Annotated in this window: 15 protein-coding genes; 7 read left to right on the top strand and 8 right to left on the bottom strand. The window is 37.5% G+C overall.

The window, feature by feature from the left end:
• The first annotated feature begins 150 nt into the window (after positions 1-150).
• The gene (locus ACXACJ_RS07625; protein ID WP_475133753.1) at positions 151-2,766 is read left to right on the top strand and encodes a BspA family leucine-rich repeat surface protein; all 2,616 of its coding nucleotides are present in this window, start codon (positions 151-153) and stop codon (positions 2,764-2,766) included.
• A 163-nt stretch (positions 2,767-2,929) separates the two neighbouring features.
• Here the strand turns inward: ACXACJ_RS07625 and ACXACJ_RS07620 are convergent, their stop codons facing one another.
• From ACXACJ_RS07620 to ACXACJ_RS07610, 3 genes are all read right to left on the bottom strand, one after another.
• Positions 2,930-3,478: a helix-turn-helix transcriptional regulator gene (locus tag ACXACJ_RS07620; RefSeq protein ID WP_475135076.1), complete on the bottom strand. Its 549-nt coding sequence runs from the start codon at positions 3,476-3,478 to the stop codon at positions 2,930-2,932.
• 457 nt (positions 3,479-3,935) lie between these two features.
• The gene (greB, locus tag ACXACJ_RS07615; protein WP_475133752.1) at positions 3,936-4,400 is read right to left on the bottom strand and encodes a transcription elongation factor GreB; all 465 of its coding nucleotides are present in this window, start codon (positions 4,398-4,400) and stop codon (positions 3,936-3,938) included.
• 224 nt (positions 4,401-4,624) lie between these two features.
• A complete protein-coding gene (locus tag ACXACJ_RS07610) occupies positions 4,625-6,520 on the bottom strand; it encodes a MutS-related protein (RefSeq protein ID WP_475133751.1) in 1,896 nt (631 codons plus the stop codon).
• 929 nt (positions 6,521-7,449) lie between these two features.
• Between ACXACJ_RS07610 and ACXACJ_RS07605 the strand changes: the two genes are divergently transcribed.
• Genes ACXACJ_RS07605 through ACXACJ_RS07580 form a run of 6 tightly spaced genes read left to right on the top strand, consistent with a single transcriptional unit; the run spans position 7,450 to position 11,922 of the window.
• The gene (locus ACXACJ_RS07605; protein WP_475133750.1) at positions 7,450-7,623 is read left to right on the top strand and encodes a hypothetical protein; all 174 of its coding nucleotides are present in this window, start codon (positions 7,450-7,452) and stop codon (positions 7,621-7,623) included.
• A complete protein-coding gene (locus ACXACJ_RS07600) occupies positions 7,620-8,585 on the top strand; it encodes a CBASS oligonucleotide cyclase (protein WP_475133749.1) in 966 nt (321 codons plus the stop codon). Before ACXACJ_RS07605 ends, ACXACJ_RS07600 begins: the two co-directional genes overlap by 4 nt.
• A gap of 11 nt (positions 8,586-8,596) precedes the next feature.
• Positions 8,597-9,100, top strand: coding sequence for an HORMA-1 domain-containing protein (locus ACXACJ_RS07595; protein ID WP_475133748.1), 504 nt, complete (start codon positions 8,597-8,599; stop codon positions 9,098-9,100).
• Position 9,101: 1 nt separating this feature from the next.
• Entirely contained in the window at positions 9,102-10,016 is a 915-nt protein-coding gene (locus tag ACXACJ_RS07590) for an AAA family ATPase (protein WP_475133747.1), read from the top strand.
• Between the two features lies 1 nt (position 10,017).
• Positions 10,018-10,857 carry a DUF6602 domain-containing protein gene (locus tag ACXACJ_RS07585; protein WP_475133746.1) on the top strand — a complete coding sequence of 280 codons (840 nt, stop codon included), beginning with the start codon at positions 10,018-10,020 and terminating at the stop codon, positions 10,855-10,857.
• 3 nt (positions 10,858-10,860) lie between these two features.
• Complete coding sequence (locus ACXACJ_RS07580) at positions 10,861-11,922, top strand: nucleotidyltransferase family protein (RefSeq protein ID WP_475133745.1); 1,062 nt, start codon at positions 10,861-10,863, stop codon at positions 11,920-11,922.
• 714 nt (positions 11,923-12,636) lie between these two features.
• Here ACXACJ_RS07580 and ACXACJ_RS07575 read toward each other — a convergent pair.
• From ACXACJ_RS07575 to ACXACJ_RS07555, 5 genes are all read right to left on the bottom strand, one after another.
• Positions 12,637-13,251: a hypothetical protein gene (locus ACXACJ_RS07575; protein ID WP_475133744.1), complete on the bottom strand. Its 615-nt coding sequence runs from the start codon at positions 13,249-13,251 to the stop codon at positions 12,637-12,639.
• Between the two features lie 95 nt (positions 13,252-13,346).
• On the bottom strand, positions 13,347-14,594 hold the full coding sequence (locus tag ACXACJ_RS07570; RefSeq protein ID WP_475133743.1) for an SIR2 family protein: 1,248 nt from the start codon (positions 14,592-14,594) through the stop codon (positions 13,347-13,349).
• 3 nt (positions 14,595-14,597) lie between these two features.
• Positions 14,598-16,403, bottom strand: coding sequence for a hypothetical protein (locus ACXACJ_RS07565; RefSeq protein WP_475133742.1), 1,806 nt, complete (start codon positions 16,401-16,403; stop codon positions 14,598-14,600).
• On the bottom strand, positions 16,396-17,208 hold the full coding sequence (locus ACXACJ_RS07560; protein ID WP_475133741.1) for a helix-turn-helix domain-containing protein: 813 nt from the start codon (positions 17,206-17,208) through the stop codon (positions 16,396-16,398). Before ACXACJ_RS07560 ends, ACXACJ_RS07565 begins: the two co-directional genes overlap by 8 nt.
• Complete coding sequence (locus tag ACXACJ_RS07555; RefSeq protein ID WP_475133740.1) at positions 17,190-18,551, bottom strand: hypothetical protein; 1,362 nt, start codon at positions 18,549-18,551, stop codon at positions 17,190-17,192. The genes ACXACJ_RS07560 and ACXACJ_RS07555 overlap by 19 nt, the downstream gene beginning before the upstream one ends.
• Between the last annotated feature and the right edge of the window lie 64 nt (positions 18,552-18,615).

Raw genomic sequence — 18,615 nt, 5'->3', positions numbered from 1 at the left:
TATTCTTTTTACATCTTAGGGTTGGCCAAGGATTTGAGCCAATGGCAAAGCATAAATCAAATGCTGATTAAGCTTCATTCAAATGGTATTTAAAGAATTATAATTATCATTTTTTGTGATCCGTAAAAAATTCGGTGTTATTTTTACTTAATGAAAAATGTTGCTCCTTCAAAACTACTGTTTGTATTATTATTAATACTAGTTCTATTTGTTTCGGCCTGTGGCAGTGATGATGAAAAAGTACCGGAAAATAAAGCTCCTACAATAACCAATCAGTCCTTCTCTGCAGCAGAGGACATTGATGACAATATTATTATTGGTGTAGTGCAAGCCAGTGACCCTGATGAAGATGAAATTAGTTTTTCCATTACAGAAACAGTAGAAATAAATGGTGATAGAGATTTCTCGGGTTTATTTGAAATAGATGAGACCACTGGAGAATTAAGCCTTGCAGACGGTAAATACTTGGACTTTGAAGATGCTTCCGGCTTCTCGGTGACTGTTTCAGTTGCTGATGCAGAATTAACTGCCTCAGCATCAATCACCATAATGGTAGTAGATGTTGAGGAAAATAAAGCTCCGACAATAACCAATCAGTCCTTCTCTGCAGCAGAGGACATTGATGACAATATTATTATTGGTGTAGTGCAAGCCAGTGACCCTGATGAAGATGAAATTAGTTTTTCCATTACAGAAACAGTAGAAATAAATGGTGATAGAGATTTCTCAGGTTTATTTGAAATAGATGAGACCACTGGAGAATTAAGCCTTGCAGATGGTAAATACTTGGACTTTGAAGACGCTTCCGGCTTCTCGGTGACTGTTTCAGTTGCTGATGCAGAATTAACTGCCTCAGCATCAATCACCATCTCCGTGACTGATGTGGAAGAAGGCAGCATTCCTTTTATTACTACATGGAGAACCACGACAGCCAATGAAACGATTAGTTTTCGCATTCATGAAGGCCTGACATACGACTACCAAGTGGATTGGGGTGATGGAATAAGAGAGAATAACCCAACTGGTTCATACTACTCGGACATAAGTCACACTTATACCAGTCCTGGAGATCATCAAGTAGCGATCACAGGCACCTTTCCAGCCATCTTAACAAATGGGGCAAAACAATTAATATCCATTGATCAGTGGGGTAATATTGAATGGGAAACCATGATTCGTGCATTTCTTTCTTCTCCCAATGTGGTAGAAAACGCTTCAGATGCGCCCGATTTATCAAGGGTAACCAGCGTGGCATGGATGTTTGCTGATTGCCCGAATTTTAATGGTGACTTAAACAATTGGAATGTAAGCAATGTAACCAATATGAATGATATGTTCCGAAATACTCCTGTTTTTAACGGAGATATTAGTGATTGGGACGTCAGTAAAGTCTCTCTTATGAGCCATATGTTCCATGGTGCTTCTGTTTTTAACAAGGATATAGGAATGTGGGATGTTGGCAATGTTACTCTTATGAGCCATATGTTTCAAGAAGCAGAAGCTTTCAATCAGGACATAGGGAATTGGAATGTTAACAATGTCACTGATATGAGCAGCATGTTCCAAGAAGCTTTAGCCTTTAACGGAGATATTAGTAAATGGAATGTGAGCAAAGTCACCGATATGAAGAATATGTTCTTGGTAAGTGGAGCTGCTAGTGTTACTTCACCTTTCAACCAGTATATAGGGGATTGGGATGTGGGCAGTGTTACTAACATGAGGGGTATGTTTGCTAATGCCAGAGTATTTAATCAGGATATAGGAGGCTGGGATGTGAGCAATGTCACTGATATGGGAGGTATGTTCTTTAATAATTATGTATTTAATCAGGATATCGGAAGCTGGGATGTAAGCAATGTCACTGATATGAGCGGTATGTTCAATAGTGCTACTGTTTTTAATCAGGATATAGGAGGCTGGAATGTGAGCAATGTCACTGATATGAGTGGTATGTTCATTGGTACTTCTGTTTTTAATCAGGATATAGGGGATTGGGATGTGAGCAATGTTACTGACATGAGTGACATGTTCTATAGTGCTGCTTCTTTTAATCAGAATATAGGAGGCTGGAACGTGAGCAATGTTGCTGATATGAGCGGTATGTTTGTTGGTACTTCCGTTTTCAACCAGTATATAGGGGATTGGGATGTGAGCAGTGTCACTAACATGATGAGTATGTTTTTTAATGCCAGAGTATTTAATCAGGATATAGGAAGCTGGAATGTGAGCAATGTTGTTAATATGAGCGGTATGTTCAATCAAGCCGTAGCCTTTAATCAGGATATAGGAGGCTGGAATGTGAGCAATGTTCTTAATACGAGCGGTATGTTCAATCAAGCCGTAGCCTTTAATCAGGATATAGGGGGGTGGGATGTGAACAACGTTACTAAGATGAGGAATATGTTTTCTAATACCAGAGTATTTAATCAGGATATAGGAGGCTGGAATGTGAGCAATGTCACTGATATGGGCGGTATGTTCTTTAATAATTATGCATTTAATCAGGATATCGGGAGTTGGGATGTGAGCAATGTCTACACTATGAGCAGTATGTTCCGTAATGCTTCCGCTTTTAATCAGAATATAGCGAACTGGGATGTGAGCAACGTCAATGAGATGTTGTATATGTTCGAAGGAGCTTCTACTTTTAATCAAGATTTGACTGGATGGGATGTGGCTGGTGTGTTCAATTGTTACGAATTTTCAAATAACTCTGGCTTAACGGACGCTAACCGCCCTAACTTCACTAATTGCAGTTCTAATTGAGTAAATATACTTTCCGGATTACTGGAAATCCTATGTGTGCGAGAGAGAAAAGAGTTTTTTAATGGGCTAAGATAAAACACTCTTTTGGCATCCTTGGATTGTGTGGGGCTTTGAGCGGATGACAAATGTGTGTGGAATTTTGGGCTGGGTCTTGTAAGTACTATCATTCATTATTGGTTTCATAAACACCAACAGCTGTTTTGAGCTTTGAGAGAATTCGGCTTCTTAATTTCTCTGGTTTGATCACCTCAATGGATTCCCCAAAGCCCAATATTTCTCTTTCCAACTCAAAATTGATCTGAACGTTTATTGTAATTTCAATCCCCAGTTTAGAAGTAGAAATCACCTCTTGAGAACTATGTAAGGGTTTGGTAATCAAATAGGGAGCATTTTTACGATCTACTCTCAAATGAATTTTCTGAGGTCTTCTGTTACGTTCAACTGTAACGCCAATTACATCCTTGTAATAAGTCTCAGGATCAAATTCCTTATTCTCATCATATGTGAGATTCGCAGCAATTGAAATGTCTTTTATTCTGTCCAATGCCAAAGTAATAAGTGGCTCACTTGCACCCTTCTTACCTAGAACAAACCATCGGTTTCTATACTCTTTAAGCAGGTAGGGATGCAGGTTTATTTTATTTGGGGTTCTTGCTTTAAAAGATTGGTAGCTTAGTTCTAAAACCTGCTTTTTGTGAATCGCTTGATAAATATCATCAAGATAGGATATGCCTCGAAGGTTCTCGTTGGTCTCAAGAAGTACAATTGACTTTTGCTTACTTTTTAGCAGACCGAACTTTGTCTTCCAAAGACATCATTGTGTTTGACTGCTTGAGCGGAAGCCAAGCTTATGGGGGGACGAGCGTTAAAAATTGATCTGGTAGATCAATTTAGCCAGTAGCCAGCCCGCAGGGAAGGTTGCGCACTTATGTGACACTGCTGGTGTATATGGCGCCATTAGTTGGTTTTAATCGCTATCTATTAACTCATGCACTATCTGGTAATAATGTATCGGAAGGATGTGTTTCAATTCCAAAGTGATGTTCATTCATGTGTATGAATCAGAGCTGTCACACTTGTCTTATAAAACGAAGTAATCATCCATATGAGCTAGAAGGTAGTTGAAAAATAATAGGATAAAAGATAGCCTGAAATCTATTTTGGTTATACTACTTCTGGTACTCTATTTTAAGAATTTTCCATACAAAATCACCCATTTTGGTTTTAACTATAGCTTCATCTCCAACAGTTTTATCAAGAAGCGCTTTAGCCATTGGGGAGTCCATGGAGATATAATTTTTGTTACCAATTAACTCTTCGTAGCCCACAATACGAAAACGATTTTGAAGACCTTTTGCTTCGTTTTTAATTTCTACCCAAGCACCAAAACTGACTTTTCCTTCTTGGTTGGGGTGGTACTCGATAATTTTAAAATCATCAATACACTTACGCAAATAACGAAGGCGATTATCAATTTCCCGAAGACGCTTTTTGTTGTAATGGTAATCGGCATTTTCTGAACGATCTCCCAAACTTGCAGCCCATGAAACCTTAGCAGTAACATCTGGACGTTCAATCCGCCATAAATGATCATGTTCTTCCCTTAATTTTTGAAAGCCTTCGGAAGTAATCATTTGCGAACGATTGAGTTTTGGTAGTGTTGATTCTGGAATTTTCCGCCTCATGCTAAATGACCTGTTTTGAAAACTTTCGCAAGATAATATAATGATGGATAGTTAGTTCATGCAGAAAAATTAATGGATGTTATACTGTATTTTGATTTGCCTTGCACTTACAATCGCAAGGACTTTGACCAGATGTGACCCGCAATAACAAAGCACAAGATATATTGGTGAGGTCAATCAAATTCTGATAATATTTTAATACCACTCCTTTTCATTAACTCACTCGCATTAAAATCTTTACAGATTCCATTGGTCAGCGCATAGTCAAAGGTCATTTCCCCATTCACAATACGGCTGTTGAAACTGTAATTGGACATATGGATATGGTCTCCTGAGAGCTTCGCTAGTTCCAGATCATGTGTGGAGATCAAGCCGAATGCATTAAGTTCATTAAGTTGTTTAACCAATGAAACACCCCCCTTATATCTGTCCTTCGAGTTTGTACCCTTGAACATTTCGTCTAGTAGAAAGAATATGGGTTCTCCACTCTGGATAAGTTTTAGTAATTGCTCAATGCGCTGCAGTTCTGCGTAGAATGATGAGACACCCTCTTCAAGGTTGTCTTCTGTACGCATACTGGTGAAAATCTTCATGTGTGATATGCTTCCAGACCTCGCACAGCAAGGTGCTCCGGTGAGAGCGAGCACAAGGTTAATACCCACAGCTCTGAGAAAAGTGCTCTTTCCTGCCATATTGGAACCAGTAATCATACCTATTTCACCTTGACCACAGAGTTGGAAATCGCTCGAAACGCGTTTTTCGCTGTTAATTAATGGGTGTCCCAGACTTTTAAAACTGATTTGATAGGGCTCGTCTTTAATTTCTGGAAAAACATAATCCGGATTTGCATAGGTATATCCTGCCAAGCTATTAAGCGCTTCAAACTCACTAGTAACATTAATCCAGTCACTTAAATAAGGCCGGTTTTTTTCTTTCCATTTTTCGGTTTGAAGTATCCAGTAAATGTCTATTAACCACATGAGGTTTATCGGAGGGTAGAATTTATTACCGCCCATCAGATCAAGTTTGGTACCTCTTAGCTGAAAAACCCCAAGAATCTGACTCAGCTTTCTGATTTCATATGCTGCATCCTGATTGTCTTTTTTTAGTTCCGATTGAAGTCTTTTAAGTAGCCCCGATTCGAAGATGCCTGATTGTATGCTTGTAATAAGTGAAGAGTATCCTTTCAGCGTTTTGACATTCCTATGCGTGCTGTCGATTATTTCTTCAGCAATGGGTTTAACGCTTTTGATAATGCGATAGTTGATCGCCAGAAATAGTCCGAAGGGAAGAAAATACACATACCAATCCGATGAAAAGGCATGAATGAAGTAATAGAACCCGGAGGAGGTTGTGAGCACCGCCATAACTATACTTAAGATTAAGTAATATCTTGTTTTTGGAAGTAATCTGACTGGTGTTTCAGCCCATGTCAACAATCGGTTATAGTCACTTTTGGCATTAGTATAATGCATACCCGAGGCTTGAAATTCTTGTCGCCAAGCAATTTTTGGAGAAAGTTCTTTAGCAGCTTGCTGCCTTTCTAATACAATGGGTTTCGAGGCAGGTTCTGAAAGCCATTCAGCAAGCAATTGGCAACCAGATTCAGTGGTTGTTCTATTGAGCAGACCATAGAGCGAATGAGCACCAAAGATGTCAAGGTCAGCCGCATAGAAATGTGTGCGATTCAATGGCAGAGATACCTGACCCGTGTCAGCAAGTTTATTGAATAGCCGCTCAATTTCCGATTCGTTGACCTCTATTAGATAGAGTAGATGTTTCTTTTGATACACGACCTGATTATACCGCTTGGTGAGCATACCAAAGACTAATACCAAAAGGGGTATGGCTAGAAAAAGAGAAGTCACTAAGCCTCTGTCAGCCAATACTATAATTATGATTATCGAGGAAATGAATGAGACTACTCTGGCAATTGAGATTGTATTAAGTTGTTTTTCTGTTGCCTGTATGCTACTCTTATAATCTTTGATATTCCTTTCGAATACTTCTCTCATATCATTTACAAATTGCAACTCGCTTATGAACAGCACTTTTTGCGTGTTGTCCAATAAGTCTCGGATTTAGATCATTACAAGCGCACGGGTTATAACGAATGTCATTTCAAACTAAAGATTTCTGCTCTCTTAAAATAGTTTAATCATTGATGATACCCCAAAAAATGGGACAGTAGTTTAAGTTACTTTTAAACGACTTAATTTGACTATAATGACTAGAAGAAATTGGGCGGGTAGAATAAAATAGCAGCTTTGGAACAGGGCGGCTATTTAAAATAAAACTAACCCCGAAGTCTCGGGGCAACAATGGCTCGATCGGATTGATCTCTCTTAAGGAGGTCCAAGAACTTCAATAAAAGACGAGAGCATTCGGTTACCGAGACATCGGGATTAATATAATGTTCACAGTTTTATAGCCTGCCCCGATGAAGATCGGGGTTACATAGCTTGGCCCCGAAGTCTCGGGGCAGCAGGGGTATTTTATTCTAAGCAGCGTCTGGCCAATTAGCCATAAAGGAGGGGAGGAATGACACACTTTTGTGAAGTGCTTGCACGAGAATGGGTGTGGAATTAGTTAAGATAAAGGTAGATTTCACATGGGTGAAGAAATATTCTATTGTTGTCTAGCGTCTAGTCAAAATCAAGATTCATCTTTTAACAATCCTTCTTAACACATTACTACTTTTTTGCAACCTGACAATATCACGTTTTGTCATGCCATTAAATGACAACCAAGAAGTTTTTGGATTAAAACGTGACATAATGACTGATATTGTATATCAAAAGCATATTATTTAGTGTGAAATGTTTTATGGCATTACCATTGTTGAACAAAAAGAGACTAGCTGCAACTAGTCTCTAAATTATTTTGGTATATCCTGAATGGATAAGTTTAAGAGCTGCAAATGTAGTACTATCTAGGTATTATACAAACACACATTTTACAACTCCCTCAGTTTACCTTCACTTTAAAAAGCTAAAATATGGCTACTAACAAACCTTATGGCGATAATGCCAGAAAAGGGGCTGTTAAAGGACGGTCTCAAATTCTTAATCCTAAAACAGATCAATGGGTTAAACGTGATTCTTCGACAGGAAAATTTATGGATGTTAAACAAGATGGTAAACCATTTAAAGGAGTGAGGAAAGAAAAATGAGCAGGAACCATGTAGACCATAAAGACATTCTAAAGTTTGCTGAGGAAAAAGTAAACCTACCAAAAGATAAAGCTTCAATATTTCGTGATCAAGCGCGAAGAGTGCGGGAAAAAGTTGATGGGTACTTATCAGAACATGATGATTTTGAATTGAGAAAAATACTTCTTTCAGGGAGTTTGGCGAAAGGAACCGCCTTAAAGACACTAAATGATATTGATATGGCTTGTTATATATCAGGGGCCAATGCACCAGATGATATTATCAAGCTACTTGATTATTTGGCTGCACGACTCAGAAAAATATATCCTAACATTAGTCCAGATCAGGTTAAACCGCAGACATATTCAGTTACTATTTCTTTTCGTGGAACCGGTTTGGATATTGATGTGGTACCTATTCTTTATGATGGCGATCCAGAATGGTACGGAAATTTAGTGAGTCAGGATGATGGTTCATTTCTTAAAACCTGCATTCCTAGACACCTAGAGTTCATAAGAAGGAGAAAATCAGAGAATCAAACTCATTTTGCACAAGTTGTGAGGCTCGCAAAATATTGGGCAAGGAACCTTAAGCAGGAAAGGAGTGATTTTAAATTCAAGTCTTTTATGATAGAATTAATACTATCGAAGTTGGCAGATGATGGGGTCAACTTTTCAGACTATCCTGAAGCTCTTCAAACGTTCTTTACATATATAGCCAAATCAGATATTAGAGAGCAAATTGCTTTCGCTGATTATTATCCACTCAATAAGATTGGAGCTTTCTCGGATCCGGTCAGAATGATAGACCCTGTCAATGAAAAAAATAATGCCTCAAAGCTTTATACATCATTACAAGCTGATGCAATTGTCGATGCAGCTCTTGATGCAGGAGATGCCATTGATGCAGCACTAGCAGCCCCTACAAAAGAGAAAACAATTTATTACTGGCAAAAAGTCTTTGGTCCAACATTTCAAGTTTAAAAACAAGCATTATGAGTAGTTATACATATAGTCATTCATTTACAGAAACCCATGCAAAGCAGCTTGCAGCGAAAGTGGCTACTGATTTGAAAAGAATGCAAAGGTTTTATGGAAGCCCTAGTGATCTTAAAATTGACCAATTCGAAAAAGAGATTATCAGTTTTTTGAAAAGCGGTTATTTGGAACACGTTACTTACGGTTTCAAAAGAAATAACAAATGGATTGAACCAACCTTGAAGTACACAGCGAAAGAGCTTGCTAATTCTGGTGTGGATGATGACCCGGGAAAAATTCGTCCAGGTGCTGATATATCAGGAGCTTCCTTTTACAGTTACTTAAGTCAGTCACAGGCCTACTTTAACGCTTCATCTGACGAGCAAGATAAGTTTAATTCAAACTTGCCATTTCAGCGGACTGGAGCTGATTACCCAAATACTGACGGATATTTTTCAAATGATAGATCATATTATTCTGGAGGAAAAGGTTTGGATAGGTCTAGCTTAAAGTCTTTTTAATATGGAAAATGTATTTGAACAAGCAATTAGTTATCCTGATCTTGACTATCGTGAAAGATTTAATGATTTAGTTGGGCTTGATGATTATAAGCAGAGATTAAGTAAGATCCTTACACTTCTAATAAATCCTGCGTCCCTTGAAAGTTGGAAAAATAAATATCACCCAGAGGCTTCTATGGTTTTGAGCTCGGTTCTCAAAAGACCACCTTTGATAGTTCTTGAGGGGGATGTTGGTTCGGGTAAAAGTGAATTAGCTTCAACGATTGGAGATTATGTTGCGAGAGAAGAGAAAATTGGTATAACACTTTTGCCTTTAAGTTTATCAAGTAGAGGAGAGGGAAGGGTCGGTCAAATGACACAGTTGATTTCTTCTGCTTTTGAAGAAACATATCAGAGAGCAAGTAAATTAAAATCGTCCGACTCCAAGGCAAGAGGTGCTGTAATATTGTTAGTTGATGAAGCGGATGCATTGGCTCAAAGTAGAGAAAACTCACAAATGCACCATGAAGATAAAGCAGGTGTTAATGCTTTCATAAGAGGAGTTGATCGATTAGGTAATGGCAAAGTACCCGCAGCTGTTATAATGTGTACAAATCGGCTGAACTCGCTTGATCCTGCAATAAAAAGACGTGCGGCCGAAATACTAAAGTTTCAAAGACCGAATGAAGATCAAAGAAGAGCAGTGTTGAATGCACCTCTTTCAGAGCTTGGTTTCAACAAAAGTCAAATTGAGAAGATAGTTGAATTGACTGGTAATTGTGATTCTAGGGATTATGGATTCACTTTTTCTGATTTGATACAGAGGCTTGTACCTTCAATCGTATTACAAGCCTTCCCTGATTCGAAAGTGAATCCGGAAGACTCAATTGAATTGATTAAAGAAATGAAACCTACCAAACCTTTCAATGAAGCATGAAATGAGTAACAAAAAAATCATTTTACCGGATCTATTTGAAGGATTGCAGAAGCAAATGCTGGCTCAATTGAATACCAACCGTGAGTTTATTGATCATCCTGGTTCAAAAGGTGACTCATTAGAAAATGTTTGGATTGAGTGGCTTAAAAAGTATTTACCCAATAGATATTGTGTTGATAAGGCAATTATAATTGATAGTAAAGGGCAACTCAGCGATCAAATTGATCTAGTAATATATGATCAGCAGTACACTCCTTTCGTTTTTACTCAAAATGGAATTCATTATGTGCCGGCTGAAGGCGTCTATGCCATATTTGAGGTTAAGCCTGACTTTAAAGGTTCAGTGAAGGTTAAGGATAAGTCGATTAATTATATAGAGTACGCTGGCAGAAAAATTGAAAGTGTTAGAAAGCTACACCGTACTTCAACCAATATTATTGATAGGGGTAGACCTTTTCCTCCAAGAGCTTTAACTAAAATAATAGGGGGTATACTGGCCAGTGAAAATACAATTGCAAAAAGTGAGACCTTAGAAAAACAATTTGAATCTCTAAGTGGAATTCAATCCATTGATATGGGTTGTGCTATTGGATTTGGTGCATTTTATATTGAATACGAGGGGGATGAGGATTTGAATATTAATAACCTGCAAGAGAGGATTACTAACTACTACGATACAAGGACGTATGATAAAATGACTTTTAGCAAAGCGGAAAACTCACTTGTGTCATTTTTCTTTCAGTTAATGAGATATCTTCAACAGACTATTGGGACAGTTGCTGCCATTGACTTAGGTGCCTATGCTGATGCAATAAATTTTGAACTAGATGAAGGAAAATAGACTATGAAAAAAACCTCGTATGCTAAAACTGGTGCAATAATCTGTGGATTAGGAAATGCTTTTTTGAATTTAATGAAACAATTGAATGAGATGGATCAAGATCCCGATCAAAAATTCAAGTGGGGTGAATTCTTAGCTTCAGCAGGAAAAGGTGCAGCATTAGGGGGGCTTGCTGGATTCGGAATTGGAGCAGTAAGGGACTATCAAAATTCCTTAGAACAACCAATTGATCTTAATGCTCACTTATTCGCCTTCTCAGGTTTGCTAATGTTAGACAAATCAGATCCCCAGTTTAAAAGCTTGGAAAAAGCTGCCAATAAAATATGTAGTGAATTTACTAAACAGTTTAAAGATAAAATCAGTGGTGAGCTAATTCCACATGGATCTACTGAAAAGGGGACAGCACTACATGATTCATATGACTTTGATATTGCTGTTCCGTTTCATCCTAAGAGCTTTCCGAATAATGAAGAAATGTATGATGAGGTGTACAGATTCTTCAAAAAAAGAATCGGAGTACTGAGTATCATTGATGTCAGGAAGCAAAAAAGATCAATCGGAGTTTGTGTTGAAGTTGGAGATTTAGAATCCTGGATAGACTTTGCACCCTACAAACTTTCAAAGGAGAATAGTAGTTCCGGCTATTTATTTGTCAATAAAAAGGGATTTCTAATTGACAATTCAACGATTCAGAAAACTGATTTGACCAAGCTCATGCAAAACAAGTTTTCAAATGTACAAAAGCAAATCATTGTGTTATTGAAAGATTGGAAGCTTAAAAATGATTTGCCATTACCATCTCATTTCTTAGAATATCTTGTAAAGGATGCTTATCGAGTCAATCGAGGAAGAATACCGAAATCTCTTGAAAACAAGGTGATAATGATCTTGAAACACATGGCTGATCGATTACACATTATATATATCAAAGGGAATGAAAATTCGAATAACGTCATTTCAAATAGTATAAATGAGTATGATAAGCAAATCGTAATTGATGCTTGCAATAAGGCCATTAAGGAATACGAATACCAACCGAATTCATTGGTGAAGAATTTTGGATAAATATTATATTAAGTAGAAATCAAGTTTAAAAAGTGCTTGGCCTGACAGAATCGCGGAGCAGCGTCCGCATCGTGCGGCTGGCCGATTATTCCTTCTTGAACTCTTTGTTTACTTTTTGTTTCAAGACAGAAAGTGAAAGCCCAGTGGCTTGAGCGTTCACTGAAAGCTACTGAACAGCAACAAATCGACCCACAGGCTATTGGCTGGAACAGACACAGCGGGTGGGTAGAATAAAATAGCCGAGTTCGGGACAGGGCTGGGTAGCGTTGGTTAGAGCGCTGGCCGAAGCGGCTATTTAATATAAAACTAACCCCGAAGTTTCGGGGTAACAATGGCTCGCATTGATCTCGCTTAACGAGAATCAAGAGCTTCAATGGAAAACGAGAGCGTTCGGTTCCCGAGACATCGGGATTAATATAATATAGAATTATATAACAAGTGGTTGGCGGTGCTGGCCGTGTTTTGCTTTTACATAAGATCATTACCGTTATCGCACTGGAGTGACGATAACTGATCTTATGTAAACCTCTGCGTGGCCGCAAAACACTATGATTGTTATATAATGTCCTCAGTTTTATGTTAACATAGCTTGGGGTTCAGCAGAGGTATTTTATTCTAAGCAGCGTCTGGCCAATTAGTCACGTAGGAGGGAAGGCAATGGCACACTTATGTGACACGCTTTGCTGGCGCATGTGTGTGGCATTTAGGGTTGCCTTAATTCTTTATAAAGAGCTCTTGACCAGTTAATCCCTTAAACCAAAACTGTAGTTCATGGACATATGAAAGAGAAAGTACTGGGTTTTCACCACCTGACTTCAACTCTCCAGTAATGTAGTATGTATAAGACGTTTTTCTTAAGTACCAATCCTTAAGACGGTCAGTCATTAATTTTGAATCCTTTTTAAGTCCTAGTTTCTTAACCCAGTCATCATTTAGAATTATTGGTTTCACACCCCCAAACGGAACCTCCAATAAATTACCTTCTAGGTCAACGACTTTAACCAAATCTGAGAAGGATATATCTAAATGAACAATCCGAAACTCTTTCTTTCCGTCAGTTGCATAATGTCCATCTTTAAACGAAGAAGCTTGGTACTTGACATCATTCAGCTTTTCTTGAAATCCCATACAAAGATGCTCCAAGCTCTCTAACTCTTCTTTTGTGAACTGTACTTGCTTGCTAAGTTTCGTTTGCAATCGCTTCCTCGCTGATTCTCTGGTCAATTTTTGAGCTGCTATTTCGCTTTCATAAATCGATGCAGCAATTTCGGCCTTATTAATAAAAGGCTCTGAAATGAGTGATATCAGTTTGTTTTCATTTAAAATCATAATCCCGTAGTCAAATATATTGGATATATTTAAAATAGCGAAATCGGAATTATATATATTCCGAAAAGAGAATTACAGCATTAATTGATTGATCTCTATATCAACTCCTTAATGATTCGATCTGGATATTCACAAGCCTCTGAAACACCATTATACCATATGGCGAGAGGGTACTGTGGGTTACTGGATTTCTCGAGTGTACGTTCATTCTTATAGTGAACGACAGGTTTGGGAATACGACTTATTCCATCACCCATCTCAAAACTATTGTATGGTATTGCTTGGAAAACACCATGTGTCCAACTGTCATGCCTGTGATTTAAGCCATCCTCTTTATCTGAAGCCCAATCGATTATTGCAACTTTCCTTTTTTTATGTGAATCATATCTAACAAATGGAAATGTTTTATTTAAATGAGCATCCGCAAAACCATAACCCATGAAAAGTAATGCATCGGATTCGTAAATAACTTGATCCAATCTCATAAAATAAGAACCAAATGGCTCCCTCATGAGCTGGTTTGCTTTGTCAAGTCCAGTTATAATACTCGAATTCAAATGACCAAGCCCCTCTGATGTATAGTTTGAGTTTCGACCAGATGAATTACCTCTGAAATTTGAAGTTAAGTCACTATTCCACAGAATCTTATGCATTTCAACTCCATCCCCTCCAACCATGTCAAAATGAACAGAACCATGGACATGATAGCAGAAATTCCAATCTGAGTTAAACAACCTTTGTCTTTCGAATAGACCTGATTCTGTATTGAAACCAGTCTCTAAGTCGGGTAATGTAGAGAGGATAACATTGTCATAATTTAAGTTTATGAATGATATCTTAAACTCTCCTCTTAAAGCTTCAAAAAACGACCGAAGCTTATTAAGCTCAACAAATCTATTTTTATTTAGCGCACTACATTTTTTTCTGAATAACGACAGTAAGTCATCTGTTAGACGTGATTGTAGATGATGTAAATCAAATCCATCTGCTGTTTTCGTACCTCTATGCCCATCAATAACAGGCAAGTTGTCAAGCTCTATGAAAGGCCTTAATCTATGGTTTGAGCCATTCCAATGATCTCCATCATAAATGGACGCTAAGTTCTGAAGAGTAAAAAGGACGCTTTCAAAGTTTATTAAAGAATCCATTCTGATTTTAGAGTTTCTTGAAGAATAGTTTACAAGTTTCTCCTTTACCCAATCATAAAAACTCTTATTATTATCTTCTACTAACGGAGCCACCTTTTTGGCCCAAGTTTGAAAACACTTATCAACTTCCTTCACAGAGGGCATTCCGAAATCCAAGGAAGCACCAGCACCAACAACGACCAAAAGTTTTTTCATAGACTAGCTGCTACAATTAAATATCATAAGTTCTAAGTGTAAAACCTTATCATTATCATCTGCATTTTTAAAACGAAAACTAAATGAGGATTCATTTCTTTTACCCAAATATGACTCACATAATGGATGAGCTTTTAGTGATTCGACTGAGGTTTGAAGAAGTTTGTCAAAGTCTTTCATGTCTTTATTAAACACGATGAGAGCCACTTTTTCATCTCGCCAAGTGACATATCTAGTAAGCAATTGGTCAACTGCTGCTTGAAGTTCTTTTGATCCCTTCCATATTTTGCATTCGGCTATAAAGACGTTAACTCCATTACTATTCTGTATCAGAATATCAGTTTTACCTTTTTTATTAAAAGTCTCCCCTGTAGCAGAATGATTTCTTGAAAGGGTATTTAGATAAGGAAGAAAGAAATCCCTAAAACCCTCTTCATCGAACTTGTCGTGTAGAGACTCGAGTTTCTCTAAGTTTAAACCAAATACATGGATATGATTGAGGATGTCTGCATATGCATCTTGGCTGATATCACTGATTTTATCATCAAAAACAGGGTCTAATTTACCTCCTGTAAAAAAAGCGTTCAATGCCTTTCTGACCTCTGTTTCTAGCTCATCCAAGGAATAAACCCTTGACGGGTAGACTGTTAAATTGGTTTTGTCATCATTGACATTGGCCTTCTTTACGGAATCCAGATTAGTTAAAAAATCAGCTACATCACCAAGTTTTGATTTGTCTTTCAAGAAGACTTTTAAATACTCCGTTTCGAATACTTTTCTCTGTTCTAGATCAAAATTTTTAGGCATAACTTTTACTTTAGAAACTATCTTATCAAGTTGGCTGAAGTAGTCTTTTTCATTTTTCAACCAGTTCTTTATTACTGTAACGTACTTTTGTTCTTTTCTTGAATAGCATAAAACCAACTGACTTTGTCTTGTTCTATTATACTCATTTAGAAGTTTTAATTGATGACCTTCTATATCCTGTATACTACCTGTTTCAATCAATTTTGGTGAATCAACTTGACTGAGTAGACCTTGGGTAAGGTCGAATAAGTAGTCAACCAATTGTCCTTTCGTGCGAATCTTGAATCGAGTCAAGCCTGAAAACCTGTTATAACTTGGTTCGAATAATAAGATACCAAAGGGGAGAGTGTCTTTTAATCTTGTCTTCAAATCAGAATAGAAGGGAAGGTCTGGAACCGCCTTTAACCATTTTTGAAATGTTGAAAACAGAATATTGAGATCCGTTTTTGACGTGCTATTCTGAGCAGAGTAATCATCCAAGAATTCAACTAGCCTCTTCCTTTTGTTTTTAGAAAAGTCAGCACTCTCGTTTTGAGTGTTTTGAATCCAATAACGTAGATAAGCTATATATCTATCTCCACCAATATTCGGAGTACCAAAGCTCTCAACAGTGTAAATTATATAATCGGTTATTTCATCGTACCAATTATCTGTTTTCACAAACTCAGATATGAAATTCTCTGAATACGAAAGTTGCCTAACAATCTTATCTGGCAAATGATCATAAAACTCTTTTTTAAACCAGGGCTGATTCACTAGGGTTCTATGGTGATTGCAACAATTTGGGAATTTGCGATACCAGGATAAGGTATAGTCTTTTATTCTCCTGTGAAAATCGCAACAATCCGGAAACTGTTCTGGTAACTCTAATTCAGCCCAAGGCTCTGTATTGTAACCAATATCCCAGACATATTTACCGTCAACCTCTGTGAAAGATTTCTCTTTCAAATCCTTTAAGAATTGTTCAGGGTCAGGAATTTGGACATGTATGTTTCTATCCATTTTCGTTGATTGAATCTTCCGATAAAAGTCTCTTTTCTGCTTTTTGGAGACGATATATTAACCAACTTTTCCACTCTCCTGAATTAGGAAAAATAGAGTTTACAGCCTTCTCTACAGTTTTGTATAAAACCTTGTTAGATAGGTGTTCATAATCCCTGATTAAGTCTTTTAAGTTAACCTTATAGGGCTTTGCTTTATTGGAAACAATTAGCAAACGCTCACCCCATCCTGACACAGAAGTTTGTGCCAAATGGGAGAAGTCTTGATTCTCCTTATTGGCCTTTTTAGAATTATCAACTAAGTAATTGACACCGTGTGCTGCTAATCGGTTCCTGAGCTTAAATACTTCAAGGTTCTTGAATTGTGATATGAGATTCTTTTTACCTGGGTAGCCAAACAATTCCACTAACTCAATGATGACTGATATTTGTTGATATACCGAATTCAGCGTACCGTAAAGCCTCAAGTACTTTTCACTAATTCTACCCGAATCCCCCAATCCATATTTCTTGTACTCTTGTATAGCAGAATCGGTGTCTTCCAATAAATCGGTACATGCTTTTAGTAATCTATAATCATCAATATGCTTGAACTTTAACCTCTCCTTTAGGATAGATTCATATTCGTTATGATCCTTGAAGTTTCTTACTGGTACATACCTGAGAATGCCCAATATAATAGAAGCGAGAAGCTCCTTATTTGATTGCATAGCTATGTACTCATCATCCGTGAGCGTCCTGGCAGGTTTTTGCTGATTTGAGGCATGTAAGGACTCGAAAAGCTTGTTTATCTCTGTACTCTCCATAATAAATAGCTCGGATTCTCCTTTACTTTTTCTTGATATTCGAGATAACTCTTATAGCCTTTACCAGCTGCCAATGCGGTTGCACAAAGACTCAAACCCGAAGTAGCGATTGTACTAACCAAACCGCCAATACCTAAAGCCAAGTTCACTGAAGACTGTTGTTTGATATTCTGAATCTTAGATTTGATCTTTGTTAGCTGTACCTGATTCAGCTCATGCCAAATGTTTTGAGTTTTCATTTCCAGAGTTTTAGGATCTGTTTCATTTCTAAGTTCTCTGAAATTACGCTCCAATTCTACTCTAAAATTTGTGAATACATCTTGTTCATGAAGTCTTATATCCATGAGTTTTTGGGTGTCAATTTTATCCAAAAATGGTAACTCTAGATTTAAAACTTGATTGGCCGTGAAGCTCGAAATACTTTCGTCTTCATGTTTTAAACTTTGGTCTAGTAATTTACTTGCAAACGGATTCTGACACAGGTAGTTAGAATCCAAACTTGCAGATATAGCTGTTTCAGCAAATATCCGATCATGATAGTTTTTAGCAGCTTTATTAACCGATTGAATCACCCAAGCTTCGAACTCTTCTTTTTCTGGTGGAGTATCTGGCATAAACTGTCGTACGGTGTATTTGCCCGGCTCATCTGGGTTGGGTAAGTATTCCGTTTGAAAGAGGTGGTATCCCATGCTGCCGTCAAATTCAGCTCCTTTAAAGTCAATAAATATTCCACGACATGGCTCAAGAGGCTTGTTAACTACCATATACCCTTTTTCTTCATTCTTTATGAGCGTGTTGATTACGGTGTTTTTCCAAAAAAAATCTCTCAAAGGCTTTGGTAGTAAATCTTCATTATTGTTTATTGGGTAATATAAAGGGATTTCGGGCCCTCTCTCGAAATAATAACTGAGTGGAAATGGTTTGACATAATCAGCTACTATCATGGGTGTTAATGACCGCATGAAGCTAGCTGCTTTAAATATTGACTCTTTATCTAGTCTACTTGGTTCATAACCCAAATACTTACTAAAAGCATGACTAGATTTATTCGGAGGGTCTGACAATTTAAAAAGCGGATCATCTATGATAAATTGATCTAGATAAAGTGCGGTTTGTTTGAGCAATTGAATGGATGTATAGGCCTTAGAAGAAGTAACTCTCAAAGGGTTATTGCTACCTTTTATTTGAGCTACCAGTTCACCATAATTAGATAAACAATATTCTCTATAGTCATCCAATTCTTTTGCCAACCTATCAATAGTCTCATTTTTGAACTTATTGTTGAGACTTTTTTCATCAAAGAATATACTGTCAATCAGAAACCCATACGACTTTGACCCCATTGCTTTTTCGGTTTATCAAACAAAATCATAATAGCCTTTAGAAAGGTCTATGATAAATTGTCCT

This window comes from Roseivirga sp. AWQ4_251 (assembly GCF_056158225.1).
The sequence above is the reverse complement of the archived record's forward strand: the minus strand, read 5'-3'. Positions and strand labels throughout refer to the sequence as shown.